The organism is Amycolatopsis sp. lyj-90, from assembly GCF_046549035.1.
Lineage (GTDB): Bacteria > Actinomycetota > Actinomycetes > Mycobacteriales > Pseudonocardiaceae > Amycolatopsis.
On the sequence record NZ_JAJPWP010000004.1, the window covers coordinates 25,486 to 51,131 of the forward strand.

The window sequence follows — 25,646 nt, forward strand, 5'->3', positions numbered from 1 at the left end:
TTCGCCGGGCTTGCGATCATCGGAGCCCTCGCGGTTCCTGCAGTGATGTCCGCGGGTTCAGCCAGTGAAACGACGAATGTGGCCTCGATGTGCTGGTTGCATCACTGCTGAGGCTCGGGGGACGGCACTGCCGCAGGCCAACAGCCTGCGGCAGTGCACCCGGTCGGCCTAATTAGGGGCCGAACCAGGCCCGCGAGCCATGCAGGTTATTGAATACTGGGGGTATGAGGGATAACGCGCAGGTGGGGGTCGCCGAGTTCCGATTGCTGGGCCCGCTCGAGGTGGTCCTCGACGGTGAGCGGCGTCATCTTGGCGGCGGCAGACAGGACAAGTTGCTCGCCGCGCTGTTGCTCGCCGGAGGGGGCGTACTCACCACCTCGAATCTGATCGACGTGCTCTGGGAGGACGCTCCGCCGGACACCGCGCGGCGACAGGTCCACAACGCGATCGCGGCATTGCGCAAATGCCTTGGCACGGCCAGGTCGATCGTGGTCACGGACGGCGCGCACTATCGTGTGGACGTCGAGAAGGATCTGGTCGATGCGCAGCGATTCGCCGCCGCGCACGCGGAGGCGCGCAAAGCATCGTCCGAAGGGGAGCGAAAAGACGCCATCGCCAGCCTTCAGGTGGCGCTCGGTCTTTGGCGAGGTCCGGCGCTAGCCGGCCTTAGCGGGCGGTTCATCGACGCGGCTGCCGCCAGGCTGAACGAGCAACGACTGGAAGCCAGGGAACTGCTGGTCGACCTCCGGTTGGCGAGCGGGGAAACCGGCTCGCTGATTTCCGAACTCACCGAACTGGTCACGGCGAATCCACTCCGAGAGCGATTCAGCTACCAGTTGATCCTGGCGCTTCATCGTTGCCGCAGGCAACCGGAGGCGTTGGCCCTTTACGAACGCACGCGGGCACGGCTGGCGGACGAACTCGGGGTCGACCCTGGGCAGGAACTGCGTGACCTGCATCAGCGCATGTTGCGCGGCGACCCGGAACTCGAGCTGCTTGCCGACCGTCACTCGGCCCCCGGCACCGGCGCGATCAAGCCGTGCGTGCTACCGCACGATATCGCGGACTTCACCGGCCGGAGTGCGGAGATCGATCGACTGCTCGCGGCAGAGGGCTCGACCGACGACACCGCGCTCGTCATCACCGCGGTCGACGGCATGGCCGGGGTCGGCAAGACCACCGTCGCCGTCCGTGTCGCGCATCAGCTGGCCGACCAGTATCCCGATGGACAGCTATTCATCGACCTGCACGGCTACACCCCCGGCGAGCATCCGCTCGAGACCGGTGCGGCGCTGGATCAGCTGCTGCGCAGCCTTGGCCTGCCGCCCGAACAGGTGCCGCACGACGTCGAGTCGAAGGTGGCCAGATGGCGCTCCGAGCTGGCTGATCGTCGGATGATCATCGTGCTGGACAACGCCGCGAACGCCGCACAGGTGCGCGCCTTACTACCCGGTTCACCCAGCGGCCAGGCGATCATCACCAGCAGACGGAGCCTGTCCACTTTGGAGGGAGTGACACCGGTTCCACTGGAGCCGATGCCCGAGGACGAGGCGATCGAGCTGTTCCGCAGAATTGCCGGGCAGAAGCGAGTCGACCGCGAGCCTGATCGGCTGCGTGAGGTCGTTGCCCAATGTGGCCGTCTTCCGCTCGCCATCCGGATCGCCGCATCCCGACTGCGTCATCGCCCGATGTGGACTATCGAATACCTTTCGAGCAGGTTGGCCAACGAACGAAGACGGCTCAACGAACTGTCCACAGCGGACCGGAGCGTGCGGGCAGCGTTCACCGTCTCCTATCGGCACCTCCCCGGTCGCCAGCGACGGCTCTACCGACTACTCGGACTTCACCCAGGGTCGGATTTCGACTCCGGCGCCGCGGCGACGCTGTTGAACGCACCTTCCCAGGATGTGGAGGCGTTGCTGGAGGAGTTGCTCGACGTCCATCTGCTGACCCAGCACAAACCCGGCCGATACCACTTTCACGATCTGGTTCGTCAGCATGCACAGGACGTCGCGGAGGAGGAGGAGCCACCGGACGAGCGGCGATCCGCGATCGAGCGACTCACCACTCACTATGTCGAACTGGCCACTTCGGCGGAGAAGGTACTAGGGCAGGCGAAGAGTCTGCTCGCCGCGGAACATCGGAACCTGGTCGCGATCGCCAGCAGCGCATTCGCCGCCGGTTTGCTCGACCAAGCCCGCCTGCTACCGCTGACGGTGGGTCCGTTGCTGCTGCGGAACGGGTATCTCGACGACGCGCTGGACATCTACGAACATGGGCTCGAAGCTGCGCGCAGGGCAGGGAACCGGGCCGCCGAGGCGACACTGCGGAGCAACCTCGGCGTCGCTCAGCTCGGCATCGGCTGCTACGACGAGGCTGAGAGTGGGCTGCGTGAGGCGCTCGCCATCACCAGGGAGCTCGGCGATCCGGACGGCGAGGCGAGCGCCCTTCGGCATATCGGCACCGTCTACATCCGGCTCGGCCGGTACGACGCGGCGATCGCGACCCTGCAAACGGCGCTCGGTGCGCTCAGTGAGTCCGCGGCCCCGTTCGACCGGGCGTCGGTGCTGGCAAATCTTGGCGTGGCACTCACCAAGGCCGGTCGGTACGATGAGGCTGCGGAATACCACCTTGGTGCGCTCGGCATGATCTCCGGCCGGGACAACCACTATGCCGAGGCGATGGGCCTGATCAATGTCGGCTGGACAAACACTTTGATCGGTGATCTCGCGGTGGCACGGAGATACCTTCTGGATGCGCTCTCGCTCACCCGGCGGATCGGCGCGAAGGAAGCCGAAGCGCGGAGTCTGTACATTCTCGCGGATTGCCTGCGCCGCAACGGTGACACCGACGAAGCACTGGAACTGGGTCGCGAGGCCCTTGTGATCGCGCGCGCGATCCGTGACCAGGACGTCGAGAGCCAGGCACTGAACGTGCTCGGTGAGGTCCACGAAGGGGCAAGCGATCTCGAAGCAGCGGTTGAGTGCTTTCGGCACGCGTTGCGGCTCATCAAGGAAAGTGGGCAGACCTACAAAGCCGCCCAGTCATACCGGGGTCTCGGCAGGATCGCGGTGGCACAGGGGGATGAGGTCGAGGCTCTTTCCCACTGGCAACGCGCACTGGCCATCGCTACCGACGCGAATCTCCCGGAGCGAGAGGAAATCGAGGAAGACGCGGCTGTCCTCCAAGCCCGCGCGTCGCGGAGCGACAGTGAGAAGACGATCATTGCAGCTATGCGCCAGCGCCAGTAGAAATGGACAGCACAGGCTATCGATTGGGCGGTCTCAGTACTGAGCCTTGATCAACCGGATCGGACAGGCCCAGCAGATCGCAAGCGACCGGTCCGATACGCATCGAGCCGTGCCGCTGGCGTGCGAAAGCCACTTTCCCACAACCTTCAACGCTGCGAAAGTGGCTTTCGCAACACGCCACCTGGGCTATGACAAGCACGACCCGGCCAGCCGCGGAACCGGCAACTCACGCAACGGCACCCGCTCCAAGACCGTGCGGGGATCCAGAAGTCGGTTCATGCATCAGACCTGCTGCGACGCGCGCTTCGGCGGGTAGGGCATGATCGTCGGTCATGTCGTTGCGTCTGCTCTATCTGATCTTCTTTCGGCTGGCGGGTTTGCTGGTGTTGCTCGGCCGGTCGTCGGCGTCGAAGAATGTCGAGTTGCTGGTATTGCGCCATGAGGTGGCCGTGCTGCGCAGAGGCAACCCGAAGCCTCGTCTGGACTGGGCTGACCGGGCTGTGTTCGCCGCGTTGGTCCGACTGCTGCCCAGGGCGCTGCGGCTGCACCGGTTGGTCACTCCGGGCACGGTCCTGCGCTGGCATCGGCGCCTGGTAGCTGCGAAGTGGACTTGTCCACGCCGGGTCGGTCGTCCACCGGTCGACGACGTGATCGCTGGGCTGATCGAACGGATGGCCAGGGAGAACCAGGGCTGGGGCTACAAGAGGATTCAGGGTGAGCTGCTCAAGCTCGGACACCGGGTCGGCGCGTCGACGATCCGGCGGATCCTGAAACGGGCACGTGTACCTCCAGCGCCGGTCCGGGACACCGATACGACCTGGCGGCAGTTCCGGCGCACGCAGGCCTCGACGATGCTGGCGTGCGACTTCTTCCACATCGACTGCGCGCTGACACTCAGAAGAATCTATGTGTTCTTCGTGCTGGAGGTCGGCAGCCGCTACGTCCACATCCTGGGCACGACCACGAATCCGGACGGCCGGTGGACTACTCAGCAGATCCGCAATCTCATGCTGGATCTTGGTGATCGCATCGACGAGTTCAGGTTCCTCATCCGTGATCGGGCTGGCCAGTTCTCGGCCTCGTTCGACGCCGTTCTGGCCGACGTCGGCATGGAGGCGGTAAGGATTCCTCCGCGTTGCCCGCGGGCGAACTGCTACGCGGAACGGTTTGTGCTCACGGCCAGAACCGAGCTCACCGAGCGGATGTTGATTCTGAGCGAGCGACATCTGCGCGCCGTGCTCGCCGAGTACGTCCGACATTACAACGGTCGACGCCCGCACCGGGCACGCGAGCTTCGCCCACCACAGCCGACCCATCCCGTGGCGGACCTCAACTCTCAGCGGGTCAGGCGACAGCGGCTTCTCGGAGGCATGATCAACGAGTACGAACGGGCGGCATAACCCTACGGGTCAGAGCCGTCGGCAGACTTGTGGAACCCCGCAAGCTCGTCGATGCAGACAAGGTCGACAGGAGCCTGCCGCGCCACCGCATCCATGAAGTGATGAGCATGGTGCCCCAGCGGATGTTGAATCGCAAAAACTCCGCTTGTCAACAGCTTGGACAGGAATGTCCGGCGAGCTCAGGAAGTACTGGCCGTCGGGCTGCGGAAAACCGGACGCACCCGCCCTACAAGCCTGCCCGAACTGGCCAGCTTTCCTCGAAGAGAAGCACTCGGCGCGGGTCATCCCACAGCAAGACAAGGTCGAGAGCGGTGCTAGGAATCGTCCCGGCCAGTGCTTCCAGGCGTAACTTGTGGATTCGCGAGGTCAGGTCTGCCAGTCCATCTACTTCTGTCAGACCTCTGACAATTGTCCGCATCCACTCGATATCTACCGATTGCTGATTCCAGAGCACCAGAGGAATACCGCTCCTCAGAGCTGCTGTAAGGTCGTCTGGTTCCCGCCCAGGTTCGATTGTTTGAGTCGGAGGGGCCGAAAGTGCCACTGATACCCAGTGTTCATCTGATAGTACGGCGTCGATGGGATGGGTGTTGCCAAACTGGCCTACGAAGTATAAACGTTCCGCAGATGGGTCCTCTTCAAACTGGCTCCATCGAGCTTGCCAGCTTCGATGCCAGTGCCGTGCGCGCATTCGCTCCAGTGAACGGACCGCGACCGGGTAGTCTGCGCATAAGGGACTATGGGTGCCGGATCGGCTTGCGTTGCGCCACCGATGGACCGGCAGGTTGAGAAGGCTGCGCGGGAGAATGAATTCCAGCCGGGGCGTGCCGCCGTAGCCAATCCAAGCGTTTTCCGTGTTCATGACCAGGTCGGCAGTGGCACGTTCCAGATCGTTGGCGTCGACTGTTAGGGGCACGCCTGGCGTGGGCGGCCATGCGTAGGGATCATCCTGTCGCCAGTGAGAAATGACGAGGGTGCGTGAGTTCGCGGGTTCTGGCTCGATTGCAATGCAGAGGTGGAGTGGCGGGATGACGATGGCGGGATCGAGTGCGCGCCATCTCCACGAATTAACGTCGATGCCTAGTCGATGTGCATTCGTGTCTGCCCAATCGTTAAGGGTGGAGCCTTGTTTCAGAGGGTTGAGTGTCGCTGACAGGGCTTTGATAAAGGCGAGTGCAGGCGGGATTCCGTCTGCGCCCGGATCGAGTCCGCTCAGGAAGTCTATGATGTCCCAGGCAGTCGCATCCGCCGTAAACCCCGTGTGCGCGAAGCGGCGCGCGAGGGCTCTAAGATCTGGCGACCTGAAGGTTTCCAAGAACGTTCGGATCTCACCTCGAATCGCTGCCGAGTTCCAGCTGTTGAGGGGTGTGGTGATCCCGAGGACGCGACGGAGATCGTTCGAAGCAGCGGCGAACGGGCGCAACTCGGCGGTTATGGCCAATCCGGCCCCGGGCTCGTTCACCACCGCTAGCACTCCGTCGGTTGAGCGCGTTCGAGTAGCGCGCGAGTGCTCCGTGATATGGCGCGTAATGGCGTCCATGGTCTGCCAGGCGTCGTGGTAGGTGAGGTATGCGCTTAGTCTGGTGGCAGCTTGGGGGTACAGGGAAAGAACCGGCGCATGACTGTCTGGTTGCTCGATCACCAGCAGGCCGCTGACCAGGAATTCCGCGATGTCCGTCAGTCCAGCTTCAGGAACCGCGGCCCGGCAAACGAGATGAAGCAAAGGCAGACTGAGGCTTTCGAACGGCGAGCACAGAACACTCAACCGCGCGGCCGCGGGCGACGCGGTACGCAGGAAAGCGTCGGTCAGTTCCGTTGTGGACGTTGTCGAGGTCGCTTCCTGAGGGTTTGGCTCATACCCACTGGCGGGCACCAGGACCGCATCGCAGCCTTGGAGTTCGGCCCGCATGATCGTTTGGGAAAGGCGGGCCAGGCTGCGGGCCGTGAGTGCCGCCACTGGGATAGGCGACCAGTCGTCGATGGGCTCGTCGAGAGCCTGTAGGCGCAGCGGAACAGGGAATTCCAGGTCCGCATTCCGCGCGCCGATGGTCTTCGTTCGCGCACGGACGATAGGGTGCCTCAGGCCGGAATGTCGCCACAAGCGACGTGGCAATGGATTGACAAGCACGGTCGGTGTCGTCGCGGCCAAGGTTCGCAGGAGCAGCCATGCGGGGGCATCCTGCCAACCCTGCCCGGCGAAGTCGGAGACGAGTAACACGAGCCGACGTGATCCGGGCGAGTTGACGGCCCGGGTAACTGGTCCGACTTGTCGGCCGCGGTTGTTGGTCAGCTCTGCGGTGTCCGAGTTGAGCGACCATGAGATGACTTCCTGGAACGCCCCCATCCCGCGCAGCAGTGTGGTGAACTCGGCGATCTGTTCGTGCCACACTGCCATCGACGCGGTGGTGTCGGTTACGACGACCAGGACGAACCAGCGCTCGGGTTCGGAGGCCATGACGGGTACCAGGATGCCGCTCTGGGTGTAGCTGTCAACGGTAGCGTCGATGTCGAGTTGTGCCCGTGGGCCGCGTGGCCATCGCCCCATGAACGGCTGCAGCGCGCGACCAATCGCCATCGTGTCGGCAAGACCGCGTGTCCGTGTGATCGTGACCGCTTGGCCGGTATGAACAGCGGTGCTGGTGGGGAGGGTCTCGAAGAGTGATCCCGTCGACGGTTCAGCCGGCGTGGCGGGTTCGTTTTGCTGAACGGGTTTCCGGGCTTCTGGATGCGATCGGTCGACCGGCATGCTGTGCGTCTGGGTCTGATCGTCCTCGGCGGCCGCGAGCCACAAGGCATCGCCCACACTCCAGACGTCGAGTTCTGGACAGGCGGCCCGGAGCACGGTGATCAGCTCGAGCAAAGAGGACTCAATCATTGGACAATTCACGCAGTAGCAGCTGACGCAAGTTGTCGGGGGCGAGCACAGACTCGTCTGTGAGTAGATGAACTGCGTTGAGTAGCTGGTCGACCGCCAGCCGCTCACCTCGGCTCACCCGTTCCACGAACTCGGTAACGAGGGTGGCCCTGGTACCGGTGACACCTGGGCCGAGATGTGCAGCGAGGATCTTGTGTAGCATCTCCGGGCTGGCCGGGGGCATGGCGAACCGGATGCAGCGCCGCAGAAAGGCTTCCGGAAAGCCTCGCTCGTCGTTGCTGGTCATCACGATGAACGGGAACTCGGTGCACGCTATCTGGCCGCGCGTGATGGTTGCGGTCTCGAAGCTGTGCCACGTCCGGACAGAGACCACAGGCTGCGGGTGGCGGGCCAGTTCCGGGATTTCGAACTCGCCGCGTTCCAGTACGTCGAGCAAGTCGCTCGGCAGGTCGAGGTCACTCTTGTCGATCTCGTCGATGAGCAGGGCACGCGGGCGCTTCGTGGGGAGGAGGGCTGTGCCGAGCGGGCCGAGCTGCAGGTAGTCACCGATGTCGTCGTAATTGTTGTCAGGAAGCGTGTTGGCTGCGCTGAGGTTGTGGGCGTGGATGCGGCCGAGTGCGTCGTAACGGTAGAGCGCGTCCCGCAGGGTGCTGCGGGAGGTGACATGCCAGCGCACGACGGGGCCAAGGTCTAGTTCGTGGGCGACCTGGTCGGGGACGGTTGACTTGCCCGATCCTGCAGGGCCGCGCAAGAGTAGCGGGCGTCGCAGCTGGACAGCCGCGTTCACCGCCTCGACCAGTCCTTCTGGTGGCTGGAACTGAGCGTGCTGGGACTGACGGGGGAACGTTCGCCACGGCGGCGGCGTCGGCAGATCAACCCGGCGTTGCGTTCCGTCTCCATGGTAGTACGGCGACCAGGTCATCAAGACTCGCTTTCTGGATTGGAGGGTTTTGATTCCGGGCTCCGCACCGAACGTTGCTCAAATTGACGGCAGAACTCGAGCCAGCCCGCGTCGTGCCAGGCCGCACGGACGAAGGACAGCACCGCCGTTTTGCCGTCCAAGCGGTCGCGAAACGCGTCGGCAAAACCCTGGGGAAGGTCGGCCCAACTGTCCTCGACCGCGCCCACCCACGTCCCCTCGATGTCCGCTTGGGGGCCTGGCCAGAACAGGATCGGGGAGTACGGCAGCAGCATCTCGAGGACGTCGACCAGGTTCGACGGCCGGTGGTCCAGACCGATCGCCCGCCGGAATGGCCCACCGAGAAGTTTGGTGCGAAAGGAATGCAGGTCACCCAAATCCTTCCGAGTCACCCAATCGACGGGAACGCCGACGTGGTCCTCGATCTCCCGGAGGGCGCTCCGGGCGTACTCGTTGCTCTGCACCAGGCTTGGTTCCATCCGTCCGCTCCACTGGGTGAGTACGTCACGCCGGCTGCCAAGGAGGTACAGGCCTGCGCGAGTCTCTTCCGGGCACCATTCAGCCAGTAGGTGCGCTGGGGCGGCGACGTCAACATGTCCCAGGTGTTCCCCTGGCTGAACGACATCACGGAGCACCCACTCCAATGCGCGGTGAACGGCGTCCTCAGTGCTAGGCCGGTCATTGCGTGCACAGTCAAAACTCGCCTGAGGGGTCGGTGTTTCACCGTGCCGGAGCACCCAGGCGTATACGGTGTCTGGCCACGATGTAAGCCCGTCCGCGAGACTCAGCACCAGACGCAGGTCGGTTCGCTCAGGCGCTGCGGTGAGCGCTTGCATCGCGTCATTGATCTCGAACTGCAACCCGCGCGTCTTCGCCCACTGACGCAGACCGGGCCCATCGAACGGGGACTTTGTCGCCATCACTAAAGCGCAGACGAACTTCGCTAACGGCTCCCACCGGCTTCGACCTATCCGAGCGGCGCGAAGAGCGGCGCACTCCAGGAGGGTGACAAGCAGGGGAGAACCGGACGACGCTGGTGTCCTCGGGAGTCCCGCGCGTCGTGCGGCGGCCCGCATTTCCGGTGTGGAAAGCTTTTCGCCCAGGTGATCACGGACGAACTCAGCCGCGTGCATGGCGTGCCTGACACCATCGACAGTGTCCCTGACTCGCTGATTCCCTTTCTCCCACAGGTCCTGCAGCGAACGCGGGGTCCACGTCGCCGGTATTGGAAAGGCGCCGTCCCAAGCTGTGACCGCCGCAGCCAGCTCTTCGTTACCCACAGCACCAACAGAACCGATGGTCGTCCCGATGCTCTTCGCACGGTTGTGCGCCAGCCACAGCTGGGTCGCCGTGCCACCGTTGTAGTTCAGGCACGCGGGTGTCTGGGAGGGCACCATCTTCTTCAACCGGTTGACTAGTTTTCCGTCGACATAGATCTTGTCAGCGGCGTCGGCGATGCCCTCGTTCAGCAGGCTGGTCAGCGCGAACGTGAAGTCCATTCGGTAGGCGAGCTGGTCGACGGCCGAGGCCAGGAGCACCTCCAGGCCAATTCGTCCAGTGCCGCCTACAACGGCAGACATATCTGGGAGACCGCCCGCGGCGTGACATGTGTCGATTAAGCCGATCACCCCGCCGATACCTGGTTGTAGCGCGGCTTCGGTAAGCAGGCGACCGATCTCGACACCTGACGCGGGATGGTCGCGCACGGTGTTATGTGCCATGTAGTAGAGGTTTCTCCCGGAAGTGAACCCATGCCCTAGGAATGCGATAATGAGAACCGCATTTTGTGCGCCAGCGTGGCTGACCGCCTGTTCAACAGCTGCTTCAACTCGGGACTTTTCCGCCGGGTCCACCAGCACCGCGCCTGTTGCGGCCGAGACGCCTGGTGCGGTCAGGGTGGTATGCAGGGCTCTCGCTGCGGTGTCTAGCTGGACCAAAGGCCGCTCGCTCCTGCACTGGGTGGCGATCACCAAGAAGTGTCGGGTGGATTCCTTGCTCATTCGCGGAGTGCCTCGGCGATCGGACCCGCTACGGCGGCCTGGGCGAGATACTTCGCGGCGGAATGCACCCACAATCCGTCCGAGTCGACCCGGCTGGACACCGGCCGTACTCCGAGTGCATTGGGCCTGATGTGCCGCTCTAGCCTCGGCCGGGCGACGATGACATCGTCGCGGTCCCAGAAGTTCAGCCATCGTTCGACCGACGACGGCGTCATCGGCGGTTTGGGCTCAACCCGGTCCAGCACCAGTGTGGCCATTGCCAACGGCGAACCCAAGGTCACCAACAACGGTACTCGAACCTCCAGGTCGTGTAGGGCCTCGAAGGCTACAACCGAGCCCAGCGAATGCGCGACAATTATGGCTGGCTGGTCAGCATGTAGCGCCGACCGCACCCGCGCTCTGATGCGCTGGTCAATGGTATGGCCGTTCTCCGGCTCGCCGCGCCGTAGGTACCTAGCCACCTGCGCCAGAGAGAGGAGCAGCGAACGGGCCGAGGCCCACTGCGCGGTCTGCCGAATTCCTGGGATCTGCAGCACCGCAGTGAGCGCGGCGATCAGCAGCCGTACCGGCTCGCCGAACCCTTGCGGGTCATTCTGGCCCAGTTGCGACCGCGCGACCTCAACCTCATGCAGATCCGACTCCTCGACCGCATCCTTCGCCAAGTTGGTTAGCAAGGCGCCCACCAAGTCGGTGAGGAAGACGATCTCGTCAGCTGGAGGCGCCTCGTCCTTCCCCTGCGCACCATCGGGGAGAAACAAGTCGCTGTAGTCGACAAAGGTCGCCTGCAACGATCCGGCGATCCTGGAATGCCCAGCCTGGCGCATCCCGCCCGACAATGCCTCCACCCACTGGGTCAGTTCGGAGCCAGGGTTTCGTAGTCCACCAATTCCATGCACAAAGACCAGACGAGGGAGCATGCCAACTACGTCGGCTCTCTAAGCGATGTAGTTACGACGGCGATGGTGCCGTGATGGCCGGTCATCGTTCACGCGTCCCGGGACTCAATGATGATCATGTCCTTCACACTGACCTCCACTTGAAGGAGCGTCCCATAGTCACTGATGGAACAGCGGTGCAACCCCATGGCCCTGGCCCACAAGGGCGGAAGAGTAACACGGCACGAACGGGACACAGATCTCGTGACTGGATGGAGCAGATTGAGCGCGAGCTTTCTTCCCTGCGGGCTATGGCCGTTTTCGATGGATGGCGGCGAGACTTGAAGGCGGTGTCGTTCGGCGGGGCACTGTGGAGTCGCCCGCTGCCGCAGGCTTGTCTGCTGAGATCGCTAGGGCTGACCGCTCTGTGGCTCTTCTCTCCTCGGTCTCAACGTCGAAGCCTCTGAGGCGACGTGCAGCCGGAACCGTTCGAATTTCCCGGCCCCGAGTGAGCACCACGGTGCTGGCGGCGAGCGACGGGGATCAGGACCTGCCGGCGGCTGAGCAATCCCGGCAGGAGCAGCGCAGCTCGCTGAGCTTGAGCTCACGTGCGGTCTCCCGGACCGGCCTGCCAGCCCTACCTAGCGCGACTGCCCGAGCCCGGAACTCAGCGACGAGGTGACTGGAATGCTGGACTTGCTCCAACTGTCCTCGGTTGCTGGTTGGTCATTCCTACGGTGGGGTCGCGGCACGAGTTCTCGCTGTTCGGACACCCGCATCAGCACCACGCCCTTCACATCCGGCGGCGGCGGCCACGTCAGTGGCCGGATCATCCAGGTCTGCGGCGGGCCGACGCCGTCGTCGAGGATCCCGTTGTCCTCCGATGGCCGGGTGCGCGGAGCGGGGGCGGCCGGCGGGATTCTGGTGTCGCCGGGCCGGGCGGGGCGGCCATCGCGGTCAACGGCAGGCTCACCGTCTCCGTGGCGGGCGCGGCGTGCAAATTCGGCTCGACCAGAACTCCCTCGTTGGCAGCGCACTCGGCGTCGTGACAACGACGCGCGCTTGTTCGACGGTGATCCGTACTGGGTGAAGGTCTACAAGTAGTCGCGGTCCTTACGGACGACGGTGTGAGGCGCGGGCAGGGCCTTGTCCAGGGGCTCGGCCCGCGCCGACATCGCGCCGACATCGTGTCGTTGTCATCGGGGTCGGCGAGCCCGTCTAGAGACACAGGTCGTGACGCGGCACGCCTGGCTCGGTGCTTTCCGAGCAGTGTGGAGGCGTTAGTGACCGCTGGCGGTGTGGCCGCCACGCCGGCGAGTTCATCGATCAGGCGGTTCCGCCATGCTGTGCCGACCCGGCGGTGCAGCATCTCCGCCACGGCTGTCCGCGGGCCGCCGCGCAGCAGCGCGGCGGCCACCACACCGGCGGACACACGACGCTGTACCAGCTCGGGATCAATCGGTCGCCCTGCGCGCTTCTCGAGCTGTGGCGCGAAGGGGCGGTGCCGCTCAGCAGTATTGCTCGGCTAGCAGTACCCGCAGATCGTGGCCCGCGGCCGACTCGTCGGTCACCGCTGCAGCGCGGCCAGCGAACGCCTCGACAGCAGACCGGATCGCGTCCGACTCGACCCTTGACTCGCGGAGCATCTCCTGGACATGACGGGCGAACGCGGGGCGCAACTGCTCGTCGTCGCCGGACTCAGCGAGGGCTGCCAACGAGGCGTCGAGCTGCGACCTCACGGGCACGACGACCGAGAAGGTGACCGGTAGCAGAGGGAGCATCACACTGACGAGACCGGGTGGTGGTGCTGCCGGGCATGACGGTCTCGTTGTCGATCACTCTGGGCAACTACAGCGCGACCCCGTCCAGGCCAGGGTCCGGTTCCGCGCCAAGTGCATCACGAAGGACATCGACTTCCTGACGGTCTGGTCCGATCCGCAGACCGTCACGGTTCCGGGCGACCCGGCGAACCCGCCGAAGGGCGAGAAGGACCTCAAAACCGTTTCTGCGAGCATCACGTTGCCCGCGACGTGCGCCCCGCAGCCCGACCAGGGCTCGATCACCCACGACGGTGATTTCGCCGCGGAGATGGGGCCGGCGGTCGGCCCGGCGACCCGGGCTGAAACAGACTCTGTACTGGATCGGCAAGCCGTTCACCAAGGCCTACTACAAAGACAATCTCATCTTGCAGACGCGCGGCCAGCCCGCCGAGTCGGCCGCGCCACACTGCCTCAGACTTGTTGTCACCCGTTACCGCGGGTGTCGTACCGGCCAGACACGGCAGGAGGAACTCGATCCCGCCCTTGCGGACCTGCGCGACCAGCCGGGCGCCGGAAGGATCGGTCCAGACATGTTCGCCGATCTTCGGCGCGATCTGCCGGGCCGTGCCCGCGCTGATCAGGGAGACCACCCGCTCCGAGAACTCGCCCTGGCTGGTGTCATCGAGCCCGATGGCCCCAAATTGGCTGGCCACGCTCACTCTTTCTGCTTGTTCGTCCGCCGATGCCTAACGGCCAGGCTGTTTCTGCGGCCGCGGACGGGGGAGGGCCCCCGGTTTGATGACGATCGCTCCTCGGGGCGTCGACATCGTTCTGAATGGTGCTCACCACGCCTGGAGTGTTGGACGGCCCGTGCGGGGCCGCCTACCGCTCGTCCTTGGCGATCGACGCGATCGCCAAGGCCGCGATTCCGCCAACGATCGCGTAGATGATCGAGCGCTTGAACTTGGCCAGATCCGGCTCCGGCTTCAGCCGTGCGAGGTTGCTGATGACGCCGAGCGCCGAGAGGCTCACGATCAGCAGGGCGATCGAGATGTCCAGGTTCGGCACGCCGTCGTTCTGCAGGTGGACCCGCAGCCAAGCCGCCATCGCGTCCGGGTACCAGGAGTACGCATCGAGGATGTTGCCGATGAGCATCAACATCGCGAGCGCCGATCCCACGGCGAGTGCTCCCATGACGACTCCTCGGCGTCCGCTTCCGGCGATCATGGTTCCCTGGAGTTGATCGACGAAGAGTTGCCCCACCGTCGCGACGGCCAGTCCCACCAGCAGCAGACTCAAGACCTTGCCCACCATGACCCAGAAACTCTGCGGGATCAGCCCGAAGAGCAGGCCGAGCCCGCCGAACACGACGATCGCGCCCGCCAAGTACCCCAGCGCGATCAGGGTCGGTTTCACCCGGTTCTTGCCGGCCGGACGCCACAGCACGAGCAGACCGGCGAGGATGATCGCCGGGACCAGCCACCACCAGCTCGTGAAGACGAAGACCAGGAATTCCAGGACGTCGCGGGCGACGTCGCTGAAGAAGCCGGCCACGGCGATGAACACGTCGGCCAGGAACGCGCCTACGTGGAAGACCACGAATCCGACGTAGCTGAGCAGGTGCGGCAGGGTCGCGGTGCCGGCCGCGACCAGCACGCCGATCAGGAACAGGCCAGGCTTCCAGTGTCGGAGGGAGATCACGAGCAGCGCACCCAGGTAGGCCAAAAGTGCGTAGCCCAGCCAGGTCAGCAGATCGGGCAAGCCCGACAGCGTCGTTTCGAGCCATTTGCTCGCGCTCGCCGGCGCGGCCAGCCAATCCCAGTTTTCAGTCTGGGACAGCTCGCCTGTCCGCTTCGGCAGGCTTGCGATCAGGAAGGCCGCTCCGACGATCAACAGGAAAACTAGTCGCCCGAAGTGTCTGCTCAATTGTCGACCGAGAGTGGGCGACGGTGCGGTGGCGTAGACCATGCTCCCGAGTCGCGCCAGCAAAGCGGCTCGTTACGGCATTCGCGAAGACTCGTGAATCACCGCTCCAAGACAGTACCGTGTAACGAGTCCGTGGTGGCGACGACCTCAAGAGGCAAGCCCAGTACGGCCGAAGAGAGAGCCGAATGTCATGACCGATGTGCCGGCAGGGTCCGTTGCGGATTTTCGTTTGAATGGCGAAGACCACCGTCTCACGCTCGACGACGTGGTGGCCGCGGACGCTCGTGCGGTGCCGGAAGAGGGCACACGATCTGGTCGCCAGGGCTTGATAAGAATCCATCGCCTGGCGCGCAGTCGCCCGCCGCGCGGACACACAGAGTGGAATGCTATCGGTACATGATCACCGATCCGGCGCATTCTGGCAGTCGTGACGCTCGACTCTCGCGCTACCGCATCCTGTGGGTGCCGGAAACGTTGTCATGAGTGTCGACCAACTGGTTTGTGGCGTGTGGGCGGGTGGTTGATGGGGTGATGGTGCCGTGGTTCATGATCACATGCTGTGAGTATGAGGCTTCTGTATCTGCTGGTGACATGGGTGTTCGGTTGGCTGGTGCTGTGCTCGCGGTCGAATGCTGCGAAGGATGCGGAGATCTTGGTGTTGCGTCATCAGCTCGCGGTGCTTCAGCGTCAGGTGGCGCAGCCGAGTTTGACCTGGGCTGATCGTGCGGTGCTGACGGCGTTGGTGCGGCTCGTGCCGGGCTGGCGTCGGTTGCGGTTGATCGTGTCGCCGCGCACGATCCTGCGGTGGCATGCGGCGCTGGTGCGACGTCGGTGGACCTACGGGCGTCGACCGGGTCGGCCTGCTGTTGCCGCGGTGATCCGCTGGTTGGTGGTAGAGATGGCGAGGGACAATCCGGGTTGGGGTTACCGGCGAATCCACGGCGAACTTGTCGGGCTGGGATACACGATTGCGCCCTCGACAGTGTGGAAGATCCTCAAGGATGGAGGAGTGGACCCGACACCGCGCCGATCGGGACCGACGTGGAAGCAGTTCCTCACCGCCCAGGCCAAAGGTATTCTGGCGATGGACTTCTTTCACGTAGACACGGTGTTGCTGCGCCGGCTGTACGTGTTGTTTGTCGTCGAGCATGATCGTCGCCGGGTGCACATTGTTGGGACGACGGTTCATCCGACTGCGGAGTGGCTGGTGCAGCAGGCCCGGAACCTGCTGGTGGAACTCGGTGACCGAATGGACAGTTTGCGGTTTTTGATCCGTGACCGTGACGCGAAGTTCACGGCCGCGTTCGATGCGGTGTTCACGTCGATCGGCATCGACGTCCTGCGGAGCCCTGTCCGAGCTCCTCGGGCGAACGCGATCGCCGAGCGATGGGTAGGCAGTGTGCGTCGCGAGTGTCTGGATCGGATACTCATCGTCAACCAGCGGCACCTGGAGCAAGTGCTGGCCGAGTATGTCGATCACTTCAACCATCACCGGCCCCATCGCTCCTTGGACCAACAACCGCCCGACCCGGGCCCGGTTCCCGACCGGATGACTGGCGTCGGACGGGTTCGTCGGCGTGATCGGCTCGGCGGACTGATCCACGAATATCAGCAGGTCGCATGACGTGACACAGTTCTCGGCACCCACATGCTCTGAATCACCATGAGCGCCTCTAGGCAATCTCGCCTTCCTTCGTCACGAGAGGTTGTCGACGTCCGGCACATGAACGTTTCATCACCCTCGCGGCGGCGATGGGAACGCCCATCGCTCAAAGAATCAAGTCCGTGACCGGCGGCTGGGCCCGCACGGCTTCTGGTCGACAGCGATGACAAGTCGTATAGCAACTGCCGATCTGTGTAACAACTGCGCCCCGGTCCGCGAGTGGTAAGCCAGGACAATCGACTCGCGATGTCCGGTCCAGGAGGTCAGTGTGAGTGGGGTCCGAGCCGTATGGACATCGGCGATCTTCAGCGCTCTGGTTGCGACAGGTCTCGGCGTGACGATCAATATAGCCACTGACCGCGACGGCAACTCGTTGGCCTGGATCTTGGTCGGAGTTTTCACCGTCGCCACTGTTGGTGCAACGGTCTGCGCCCACTACCTGCTGAATCGCGGCAAGGCTCGTCCGGTCAAATTCGGGCACGTGAACGACGGATATGAAGCCCTAGTCGATTTTGCTGTCATCGGCGACAGGAACAAGACGACCACCATTGCGGGGCCGGTAAATAACTATCCGCCCGTGAACGGCTGGTTCGTACTGCTCGTTCTCGGAGTATGCCTTATGATCATGGCGGCGACCCTGGTTTCCGGCAGTGTTATGACATCAAGTGCTGGAACTAATCCGGAATCTAGCGGTTCCGCGCTAGCCCCGGGTGGGTTGGTCCCAGCGCCAAGGGAAGCGGCAAGCGATGCTCTTATCGCCACAACAGTTCGCGTCGATTCGATGACGCCATATTGGGCGAGCGTCTTTCCGGCAGATACTGGTGCGTATGAAAAATTCCGTAGCCATATTGAACGGGTTGGTGCACCGGATCTGGACAACACTTTAGAGTCCGCGTTTAGATATGGCGGCTATGCGCTCGGCGGTGTGCATCTCACCGTTACCTTGGAAGGAAATTCGGATCGCCAGGTAACCGTAAACAGTATTCGGCCTGTCAACATTCAGCGTTCCGACCCTGCTCTTGGGATCGTCGTGCAGGGTCCTAGTGCGGGTAATGGTAACCCGAGGCCCGAGCGGCTCGGTTATGTTCTTGACGCAGACGCGCCAGAGCCACTGACGATTGATAGCTCTGACACGCTTCGTGAACGCTACTTTGACGAGAACGAAATCAGTCTTCCTGGGAAGACTAAGCAGCAGTTTATCCTCTTCTTGCTCGCTGAGGAGAAGACTGCGACTTTCGACCTTGAAGTTGGCTATGAAGTCGGCGGGCAGCATTTCAAAACTCTAGTGCTAGATGCGACCAGAAAAGAAGTCCTCCACCTTCGGGCTTCTCCCGACCTTTGTTCGAATCGACGAATTAAGAACCCTCGCAATCTGTCGAGGCCGTCGCTGGTGGCAAAGAAGTTTACCGGAGTTACCTTTCTTCCTGCGGAGGGTGAAAAGGTCATGTCTGATGTGAGAGCATTGGAATCTGAGTCATGCGCATGAACGGCAAAGTAACGCTAGCGTCAGATCGAAGTGCTCGCCGACGAAGGCTTCGCATCTGCATTGTCGTGTGCTCCTTATGGCTGTCGACCGTAACTTCCTGTAGTCAAACACCCGAGGTGGCAGGCTTGCAAGGTGCAACTTCAGGCTCATCTGACCTGCCGGCCATTCCTGCTTCATATGTTTTCATCAAGTCAAATCAATTTGGGCTTATCGAAAATGGTAAAATTGCGCTTCGGCAAAATGTAAACCTGAACGGCTTCCTATGGCGCGACGGATACAGCTGGTCTAATTCAGGCCGCTATTTTGCGTTCTTTAACAGTAATCCAATGTACGCTGAGGAATACGAAGGCCGGTCAATCTATGTGATAGACATTCGAACAAAAGAGGTTTCATCAATACTGTGCCCCCGGTGTACTGGGTTGACCCCAAGTGATAGTGATAAGTTTATTGTCGCGAAGGTTGAAAAGTTCGAATCCCCCGCGGTCTTGTATCAAGTGGACCTTGGAAGTGCTGATCGTGTCTTCGTGCCGGTAACAGTCGCTATGCCGGAGGAGGTCGAAGAGTTCGAACTTGTCGCCGGAACGAGCAAGAGCGTGCTTCTGCTTGCTCGCATGACAGGTGTGAAGACTAGCAAGAATCTTTACCTGACAGGATCGGGGCGCCAAACTATGGCTCTCATGAACTCGTCTTCGCAAACTTTCAGAATTACAGCTCGGGCGTCGGCGAAGCATGTCAATCTTGAAAAAATCGCTGTTAATGTCACCGCGACCGGAGTCTGTGCTGCGAATAGTCAAGTTATTGTTATCGACGCCACTAGTGGACGAGTCGACCGTACGGATACAAGTGCTGTGGTGCCACCGGAGCGTTTGGGGGAAAAGGGCTTCAGTTTCGATGCTCAAGACCTTTGGTGGGGCCGGGGCGGCATGCTGTACGGGAGTTTCTATACTTGGAATTGTGAAGATGGATTCCCATCTTCCTCCACGACCTCGACGCATATATACAAGCTAGAGGGAAACCGCTGGGTGAAGGTTAGTGATACTCCTCTAATATCGCAATTGGAGCTCGGCCAGGGGGTGGGAGCATTTATTGCGCCGACCAACGATCCGCTCGAGTTTCACAACATGGGAATACCTGTCGAAGGTGTGTTGTATCACCGAATCGGTGACAAGGAAACTCGGCTTGCCACCAACGTCTTCGCCATACTTGCTCCGTGGTAATGGTGAGTAATTCGACGTTAATAGTGTCGCTCAGAACTGTGCTGGATGTATAGGTTCCAGTGGCGGCGGAGTTGGCGGATGGGCTCGTGGCAGGAGTTCCTGCTTACCGGTGCGTGCTTTCGGGTTGCGGGCAGGATCGCAGCGGTATGCACAGGATCGGCGCCGACACGATCCTGGCAGCCTCCTCCGGGTTGGCTGGGAGATGCCTTGCATCGCGGGGGAGCTGTGGCTCCTCGCGCGAACGCGGTCGCCGAGCGCGGTCGCCGAGCGCTGGGTAGGCAGTGTGCGTCGCGAGTGTCTGGATCGGATGCTCATCGTCAACCGGCAAGGCGCTGGCCGAGTATGTCGATCATTTCAACCGCCATCGCTTCATCGCTCGTTGGATCAACACCCGCCTGACCGGAGGCTGCTTCCTGACCAGATCACTGGCGTCGGAGGGGTTCGGCGGCGTGATCGGCTCGGTGGATTGATCCGCGAACACCAGCAGGTCACATGGTGTGACACAGTTTTCGGCACCCACAGCCTCCGGGTTCGGTGTGGATTGCGACATCTGCACCGGTTACCAGGAGGCCCTCGTGTCCCACCGTAATGCCCCGTTGTCTGAGACCGGCAGGCTCCGTCTGGCCAGGTGTGTCGTTGATGACGAATGGTCGTTGCGGCGCGCCGCTGAGCGGTTCCAGGTCGCGGTCACCACTGCGAAACGCTGGGTCGACCGCTACCGCGCCGAGGGCACCGCCGGCATGACCGACCGCTCCTCGCGGCCCCGGACCTGCCCACACCGGACACCCACCCGACTCGAGCGGCGGATCATCAAAGTCCGGGTGATCCGCCGATGGAGACCTGCCCGGATCGCCTATCTGCTCAGGCTGAACCCGTCCACGATGCAGCGGGTCCTGACTCGCTACCGGTGTTCCCGGCTGGCTCATCTGGACGGGGCCACTGGACGGCCGGTCCGCCGCTACGAACACGCCGTACCCGGTGACCTGGTCCACATCGACATCAAGAAACTGGGCAACATCCCCGACGGCGGCGGGCACCGGGTCACCGGCCGCCAAGCTGGGCAGCGACACCGCCCCCGCACACCAGGAAAACCTTGGACGGCAACGGCAACAGCCATGTCAGCTACAGCTACCTGCACAACGCGGTCGACGACCACTCCCGCCTGGCCTACAGCGGAATCCTGTCCGACGAGAAGAAAGAGACTGCGGTCGCGTTCTGGCAACGAGCCCAGACCTTCTTCGCCAGCAACGGAATCACCGTTACACGGATCCTGACCGACAACGGCTCCTGCTACAAGTCCCGCCTCTGGCGCGACACGCTGCGCGACGCGGACATCGTCCACAAACGCACCCGACCCTACCGGCCCCAAACCAACGGCAAAGTCGAACGGTTCAACCGCACCCTGCTCGAAGAATGGGCCTACGCCCACCCCTACCGCTCAGAACGTGAGCGTCGCGACGCCTACCCAGACTGGCTACACACCTACAATCACCACCGCGGCCACACCGCACTCGGCGGCCACCCACCCGCCAGCCGCGTCCCCAACCTCACGGGTCAGTACACCTAGTCGGCCATCGGCTGGACAGCGGCGTCGAGGAGGTAGGTGCCGTCGTCCTCCTGGTCTGCGACAGTGAAGTGCCCTTCTAAGTGCAGGCATGACGCGAACGACCGCACGCTCCTGATATTGGATTCCTCCAGCCGCCGCACCAGCAGGTCTTTCGCCGCACCTGAGCGGGCTTGGTGCAGGAGCATCAGCAGGAGTACGACTTTTGGTCGCAGGTCAGCTGGTGGCGCATCTTCCGGGCCGGCGGTGAGGCGCATAGTCCACTCTTCGCCGTCGGACTCGGCCATGCCGGCGAAGGCGGCAAGGGCGGTCTCCAGGACCATGGCCACGAAGTCGCAGCTTGCCTCAACAGCAGACTTCCGGGCAGTGAGGTCTGAGGCCAAGACGTCGGCGAGCATGATTGCCCGCTGCAACTGGTCGAGCCCCTGGTCGTGTTCGACGAGATCGAGCAGATCACCCGCGTCGCTTGCGAGTCCGCAGGAGTACCGCCACGCCCGTCCGCGCTGGGAGGTAGCGAGGTGCGAGACGAAGAACTCGCTGATGTCCGACGTGCTATCGATGAGGTGCCGAGCTGCCAAGTAGTCGCGGATGGTGGCGTGCGTGAAAGTCCAGCCACCTTCCTGGACCGGTAATATCAACCCGGTCGACGAGCACGCGGCCAGGAAGACCGGCGTGGGAACCTGGGTACCGACGTAGTCGGCGCGCCAGTGGTCGACGTCGTCGACCGTGAAGAGGGTGCGCTCGGTCTGGCACAGGGCCAGAGAGATCGTCGACAGGCCGTGGGCTAGCTGGTTCGGGTTGACGACGGCCTTCGGCCAGCGGTTGACACCGCGCGCCGTGTCCCACTCGTGCAACAGCATGCTCACGAACCTGCCGATGAGATGTGCCGGATTGCTCGGCAAGGCGCCTTCGCGTAGGAAAAGGGTGCTGGCGACCGACAGCAACATCGGATTGCTGACTATTGCTGCGATGTCTGGGGCCTTTGACAAACGCTCCCAGAACTCCGACCAATGCCGCCCGGAACCCAAGCGCGTCAGGTGTTGCAACAGCCACTCAGCTATCTGTTCCGTGGTAAACGGTTTGATCGCGACACGGCGGAACCCGGACAATTCAGAGTCGTAGGCTGCGGCGCGGCATGTGACCACGGCGCGCGCGGCAGGCAACCGCTCACAGACCCGGGAGATGCGCTGAAGCGCTTCGGCCCTCATCTCATCGGCTTCGATCTCGTCCAGACCGTCGAACAAGAGCAGCAGGTGACCACTCAGCGCAGGGGTGAACAACGCGGGGTCCAACTCGCTGCTCGGTGCGAGCGCCCTGGCATTTCGGAACAGCCCCTCGACAGTCAGGTCTTCCGCTTCGCATGACCGCAGTTGCATGTAGACGGGCACTGTCACTCCACCAAGGGCACTCTCGTGCCCTGTAGCTTCGAGGGCCATCCTCCGCAGACAGGACGACTTGCCAGCACCCGGCTCGCCCAAGATGACCAGCCTGCCGAACTCCTTTATCCGCCGCCACGAGAACACCTCGTCGCGTCCCTCCTGATCGAGGTCTGAGAAGACCGGTTCCACGAACCAGCGATCCAAGGGCGTCTCGGTCATCGGGAGCGGAGGTTCGGACGCACGCGCTATCGCGCGGACCGCGTCGAGGTATGCCTGGGGCGAGGCGGTGGAACGCTGGAAGGCTTGGACATCGAGCGGAATACTGTCGCCGTCGACCTCCACGTACGCGACGCCTGGCTCCTCTGGGGAGACTGCCACCTGGGTCCGGTGGATCCCGCCTTCCAACTGAACCAACGCCGTGACCCTCTCGTATCCGACGGTCTGCATGCGCAAGCTGGCTTGCATCTCCGGCTCGTCATCCACTCCTGTGTCATCCATAGGCCGGTAGATGTCGCCATCCAGCCTGAGTGGCACGTAGAACGACAGGGGTGTGGTCACCCGGGATTCATTCACTGCCCACCAACTTTCCCCGGTACGGCAAGATGCATTCCTGGAACACCGCCCCAGCGTTGAGCTGTTCGAACACATCACGCACATCGTCGAAGACTCCCGCGCGATCTGCGACGGAAACGGGCCGGAAGATCTGGGCGCGCAAGTAACCGATCCGCTGTTCGCAGTTGAGCGCGCTCAGGTTGGAAATGAGCGCCTCTACCTCCTCATCGGTGTGCACGATCTCACCGAATCCTTTGAGCACCAGCTTTATCGCCCGGACGGCGACCTTGCCGATGTGGTAGGCCGAGCGGACCTGTGAGTTGTACACGGTGCGGAGCCGTGATCCGACGGCGTCGTCGAGTCCGCGACCGGTGGGATCTATGAAGACCTTGTTGATCGGGTCGTAGTACACCGAGTTGCATGCGAAGTCGCGGTGCCAGATGTCGCGTTCGAAGTCTGAGCCGAAGATGGCGTCCGCGGTGCCGGGCAAGTGGTGTTTGAAGACGCAGAGGTCCATGTACGGGTCGAGTGATCCGACTTGTCCGCCGACTCTGATGTGCCCGTTGCGGCATGCGGCCCGTGGCGGGCGCTGTTCCGAGATCCGGTACATGCCTCTGACAAGGCAGTGCAGTACCTGTAGCGGCATGGTGGTCACGAGGTCGACGTCGTTGGTGGGCAGGCCGGCGAGCACGTCGCGGACGCTGCCGCCCACCACGAACACCTCGTATCCTCGCAACCAGATCTCGTTGATCAGGTCGATGTGGCGGGGTGCGGACGGGACGGTCTGCTGGAGCAAGGAGGCGAGTTGGTCCGCTTCGTCCGCCGTCGGCTTGAGAATCAGGCCAGATGACGCCAAGCACGTCCAGTTGGGGGCTGACGAGGCGGTCCTGTCCTTGAGTCGGATCGCATCGTGGGAGGACGCGCGCTGCTGACCAAAAAGCGGGGTCGAGATGACCGGCTGGAAATCGACGTCGTACCCCTCTAGGACACCGGACATCTGGATCGACTCCCGGTACCAGACGACCTCGGAGCCGGGACGGGGCGTCGGGCACTCTGGAAGTTCGAGGGTATCCGCAGCCACTTCCAGGCGCGGGATGCTGCTCATCGTCACATATGCCGCCAAGGGCTCCGGTCGCAATTGGCTCAATTCTCCACGGGACGTCAAGACGGCCGAACGTGTGGTCTTGAGGGCATTTTGTAACGACGCTCGAACGTGGCACGAACCTGACGTAAAGAATCCGCCACTGCCGCCGGGAAGCGCCACATGACTGGACTGCTGATCTTCGCCGCCGCCGCCGTGACAGGGGGTTTGCTCGGCTTCCTGTTCGGTATCCCCCGGGTCTTGCAGGCCGATGGTCAGGGGGCAAACGAATCCGCAGTACCTCGGCTCCTGGTGAACACGAACCTGGAGCAGGTCTCCGATTGGCTGACGAAGATTCTAGTGGGGATTGGCCTAGTCGAGTTCACGCGGATCATCGACTCATCCGGTGCGCTGTTCACCAGGCTCGGCGCCGCCTTCGCGCCGCGGGCGGACGCGGCGGTGCTTGCTGGGACGCTGGTCGTGGCAGGGATAGTGCTGGGGTTCCTCGGAGGGTACGTCGTCACTAGGACCTGGCTCACGCATATCTTCCGCAAGGCGGACCTGACCGCGATCGAGAAAGTGGTCAAGGAGGAAGTCAGCAAGCGCATCTCCCAGGACGGTGACGCCATGCGGATGGTCATGCAACAGCTCGACAGTGACGAACCGGTGATTGAGGTGAACCAGTTGGCCGAAGCACTGGGCTCGGCCTCCTCGACGGCCCGTGCCCAGGTCTTCCAGCTTGCAGGCACCCAACGGCGGACATCCTGGCGAACAGCGGACGGCAAGCCCAGGCTGCTACGGACCGTCCCTGTCTTCCAGGCGTTGACCCAAGTGGCTCCGCATGAGCACAGGTACTGGGGTGAGCTGGGGTTCGCCCTCGCAGAGCAGACACCGCCGGATGACAAGGCGGCAGTCGACGTGCTCACGGTGGCGATCGAACGCCGGGACAACGCCGGAGATGCGGCCGGATGGTACCATTACGAGTTTGTCCGAGCCCAGGCGAGGTTGCGAGCCCTTAACGGAGCACCTGCGGATGCCGCCACCCGAGATTTGGTGCTCGCGGACGCCCGGATCGCCATGAGCAGACCGAACATCAAGAAGATCATCGAGAGCGCGCCGCCCGGCAACGGCCGTGATGTGGTCGGCATCATCCGCAGCTACGTCGACGAACGTCCACAGGTCAGGGTGAGTACCAAGCCGGAGGTTGACTAAAGACCGTGGCCAATTTGGTGAGTTGCCCACAGGCACCAGTTCAGTGCGGTTCCAGTGGCCGCTACCTTCAGTAGTCTAATAGAGCCTACTGGACTTGGCCGCGAAGACGCTCCCATATGCCGTGGCATACCGGAGCCCTTTCATACCAGACAAGCACGTGCTATGGCCTGCGGGGCGTGAGCGCTGGATTCGGCCGGCAAGCCTGCGTGATGTGCCTGGAGGGCGCGTCCTCGACGTCGAACTCAGTCTCCTTCTGGTCGGCTCATTTTGGGCGCAGTCGCTTCCGGGCGGGAACATCGCGTCGGCAGCTGAACGGGCTCGATCGTGACTGGTGGGCATCAGGTGAACATATTTCTGAGCGGGTGGAGCCAAGACGGGATCTCTCGATCTCTGTGCTGGCGGGAGTGGTCTGTGGGATGGCAGCAGGGAGAGCGCGCAGCGTTCGCGGAGTTCGATGCTTGATCATGGTCGGGTCGATAGGGCTAC

At 63.0% G+C, this 25,646-nt stretch carries 18 protein-coding genes and 1 pseudogene; 10 read left to right on the top strand and 9 right to left on the bottom strand.

What is annotated here, in order from left to right; translation table 11 throughout:
- The first annotated feature begins 224 nt into the window (after positions 1-224).
- The 3 genes from ACLJPX_RS16080 to ACLJPX_RS16090 are packed head-to-tail and all read left to right on the top strand — an operon-like array spanning position 225 to position 4,651.
- Positions 225-3,251 carry a tetratricopeptide repeat protein gene (locus tag ACLJPX_RS16080; RefSeq protein WP_410600793.1) on the top strand — a complete coding sequence of 1,009 codons (3,027 nt, stop codon included), beginning with the start codon at positions 225-227 and terminating at the stop codon, positions 3,249-3,251.
- A 46-nt stretch (positions 3,252-3,297) separates the two neighbouring features.
- The gene (locus tag ACLJPX_RS16085; RefSeq protein WP_410601338.1) at positions 3,298-3,567 is read left to right on the top strand and encodes a hypothetical protein; all 270 of its coding nucleotides are present in this window, start codon (positions 3,298-3,300) and stop codon (positions 3,565-3,567) included.
- A 16-nt stretch (positions 3,568-3,583) separates the two neighbouring features.
- Positions 3,584-4,651, top strand: coding sequence for an integrase core domain-containing protein (locus tag ACLJPX_RS16090; protein ID WP_410600794.1), 1,068 nt, complete (start codon positions 3,584-3,586; stop codon positions 4,649-4,651).
- A 226-nt stretch (positions 4,652-4,877) separates the two neighbouring features.
- Here ACLJPX_RS16090 and ACLJPX_RS16095 read toward each other — a convergent pair whose 3' ends face one another.
- Genes ACLJPX_RS16095 through ACLJPX_RS16110 form a run of 4 tightly spaced genes read right to left on the bottom strand, consistent with a single transcriptional unit; the run spans position 4,878 to position 11,362 of the window.
- Positions 4,878-7,511: an SAV_2336 N-terminal domain-related protein gene (locus ACLJPX_RS16095; RefSeq protein WP_410600795.1), complete on the bottom strand. Its 2,634-nt coding sequence runs from the start codon at positions 7,509-7,511 to the stop codon at positions 4,878-4,880.
- A gap of 7 nt (positions 7,512-7,518) precedes the next feature.
- Complete coding sequence (locus tag ACLJPX_RS16100) at positions 7,519-8,448, bottom strand: AAA family ATPase (RefSeq protein ID WP_410600796.1); 930 nt, start codon at positions 8,446-8,448, stop codon at positions 7,519-7,521.
- Positions 8,448-10,445, bottom strand: coding sequence for a hypothetical protein (locus ACLJPX_RS16105; RefSeq protein WP_410600797.1), 1,998 nt, complete (start codon positions 10,443-10,445; stop codon positions 8,448-8,450). The genes ACLJPX_RS16100 and ACLJPX_RS16105 overlap by 1 nt, the downstream gene beginning before the upstream one ends.
- Positions 10,442-11,362: a hypothetical protein gene (locus tag ACLJPX_RS16110; protein WP_410600798.1), complete on the bottom strand. Its 921-nt coding sequence runs from the start codon at positions 11,360-11,362 to the stop codon at positions 10,442-10,444. The genes ACLJPX_RS16105 and ACLJPX_RS16110 overlap by 4 nt, the downstream gene beginning before the upstream one ends.
- A 695-nt stretch (positions 11,363-12,057) precedes the next feature.
- Between ACLJPX_RS16110 and ACLJPX_RS16115 the strand changes: the two genes are divergently transcribed.
- Complete coding sequence (locus ACLJPX_RS16115; RefSeq protein ID WP_410600799.1) at positions 12,058-12,369, top strand: hypothetical protein; 312 nt, start codon at positions 12,058-12,060, stop codon at positions 12,367-12,369.
- Positions 12,370-12,828: 459 nt separating this feature from the next.
- On the opposite strand, the gene ACLJPX_RS16120 is transcribed toward ACLJPX_RS16115, so the two are convergent.
- The 3 genes from ACLJPX_RS16120 to ACLJPX_RS16130 form a co-directional block, all read right to left on the bottom strand.
- Positions 12,829-13,101: a hypothetical protein gene (locus tag ACLJPX_RS16120; RefSeq protein ID WP_410600800.1), complete on the bottom strand. Its 273-nt coding sequence runs from the start codon at positions 13,099-13,101 to the stop codon at positions 12,829-12,831.
- A gap of 278 nt (positions 13,102-13,379) precedes the next feature.
- Positions 13,380-13,799 (bottom strand): hypothetical protein, encoded by a 420-nt coding sequence (locus ACLJPX_RS16125; RefSeq protein WP_410600801.1) that lies wholly within the window; start codon positions 13,797-13,799, stop codon positions 13,380-13,382.
- 163 nt (positions 13,800-13,962) lie between these two features.
- Entirely contained in the window at positions 13,963-14,973 is a 1,011-nt protein-coding gene (locus ACLJPX_RS16130; RefSeq protein WP_410600802.1) for a hypothetical protein, read from the bottom strand.
- Between the two features lie 598 nt (positions 14,974-15,571).
- Between ACLJPX_RS16130 and ACLJPX_RS16135 the strand changes: the two genes are divergently transcribed.
- The 5 genes and pseudogenes from ACLJPX_RS16135 (at position 15,572) to ACLJPX_RS16155 (ending at position 20,939) form a co-directional block, all read left to right on the top strand.
- A complete protein-coding gene (locus ACLJPX_RS16135) occupies positions 15,572-16,630 on the top strand; it encodes an integrase core domain-containing protein (RefSeq protein ID WP_410600803.1) in 1,059 nt (352 codons plus the stop codon).
- Positions 16,631-16,937: 307 nt separating this feature from the next.
- Positions 16,938-18,155 (top strand): hypothetical protein, encoded by a 1,218-nt coding sequence (locus ACLJPX_RS16140; protein ID WP_410600804.1) that lies wholly within the window; start codon positions 16,938-16,940, stop codon positions 18,153-18,155.
- A gap of 116 nt (positions 18,156-18,271) precedes the next feature.
- The gene (locus tag ACLJPX_RS16145) at positions 18,272-19,372 is read left to right on the top strand and encodes a hypothetical protein (RefSeq protein ID WP_410600805.1); all 1,101 of its coding nucleotides are present in this window, start codon (positions 18,272-18,274) and stop codon (positions 19,370-19,372) included.
- 281 nt (positions 19,373-19,653) lie between these two features.
- Entirely contained in the window at positions 19,654-19,842 is a 189-nt protein-coding gene (locus ACLJPX_RS16150; protein ID WP_410600806.1) for a hypothetical protein, read from the top strand.
- 105 nt (positions 19,843-19,947) lie between these two features.
- Positions 19,948-20,939 (top strand): annotated as a pseudogene (locus ACLJPX_RS16155) (IS481 family transposase).
- On the opposite strand, the gene ACLJPX_RS16160 reads toward ACLJPX_RS16155, so the two are convergent.
- Together ACLJPX_RS16160 and ACLJPX_RS16165 are read right to left on the bottom strand one after the other, a co-directional pair.
- The gene (locus ACLJPX_RS16160) at positions 20,936-22,873 is read right to left on the bottom strand and encodes an NACHT domain-containing protein (protein ID WP_410600807.1); all 1,938 of its coding nucleotides are present in this window, start codon (positions 22,871-22,873) and stop codon (positions 20,936-20,938) included. The pseudogene ACLJPX_RS16155 and the gene ACLJPX_RS16160 overlap by 4 nt on opposite strands.
- Positions 22,874-22,880: 7 nt before the next feature.
- Positions 22,881-23,972 carry a hypothetical protein gene (locus ACLJPX_RS16165; RefSeq protein WP_410600808.1) on the bottom strand — a complete coding sequence of 364 codons (1,092 nt, stop codon included), beginning with the start codon at positions 23,970-23,972 and terminating at the stop codon, positions 22,881-22,883.
- Between the two features lie 159 nt (positions 23,973-24,131).
- Between ACLJPX_RS16165 and ACLJPX_RS16170 the strand changes: the two genes are divergently transcribed.
- Positions 24,132-25,160: a hypothetical protein gene (locus tag ACLJPX_RS16170; RefSeq protein ID WP_410600809.1), complete on the top strand. Its 1,029-nt coding sequence runs from the start codon at positions 24,132-24,134 to the stop codon at positions 25,158-25,160.
- Positions 25,161-25,646 lie beyond the last annotated feature (486 nt).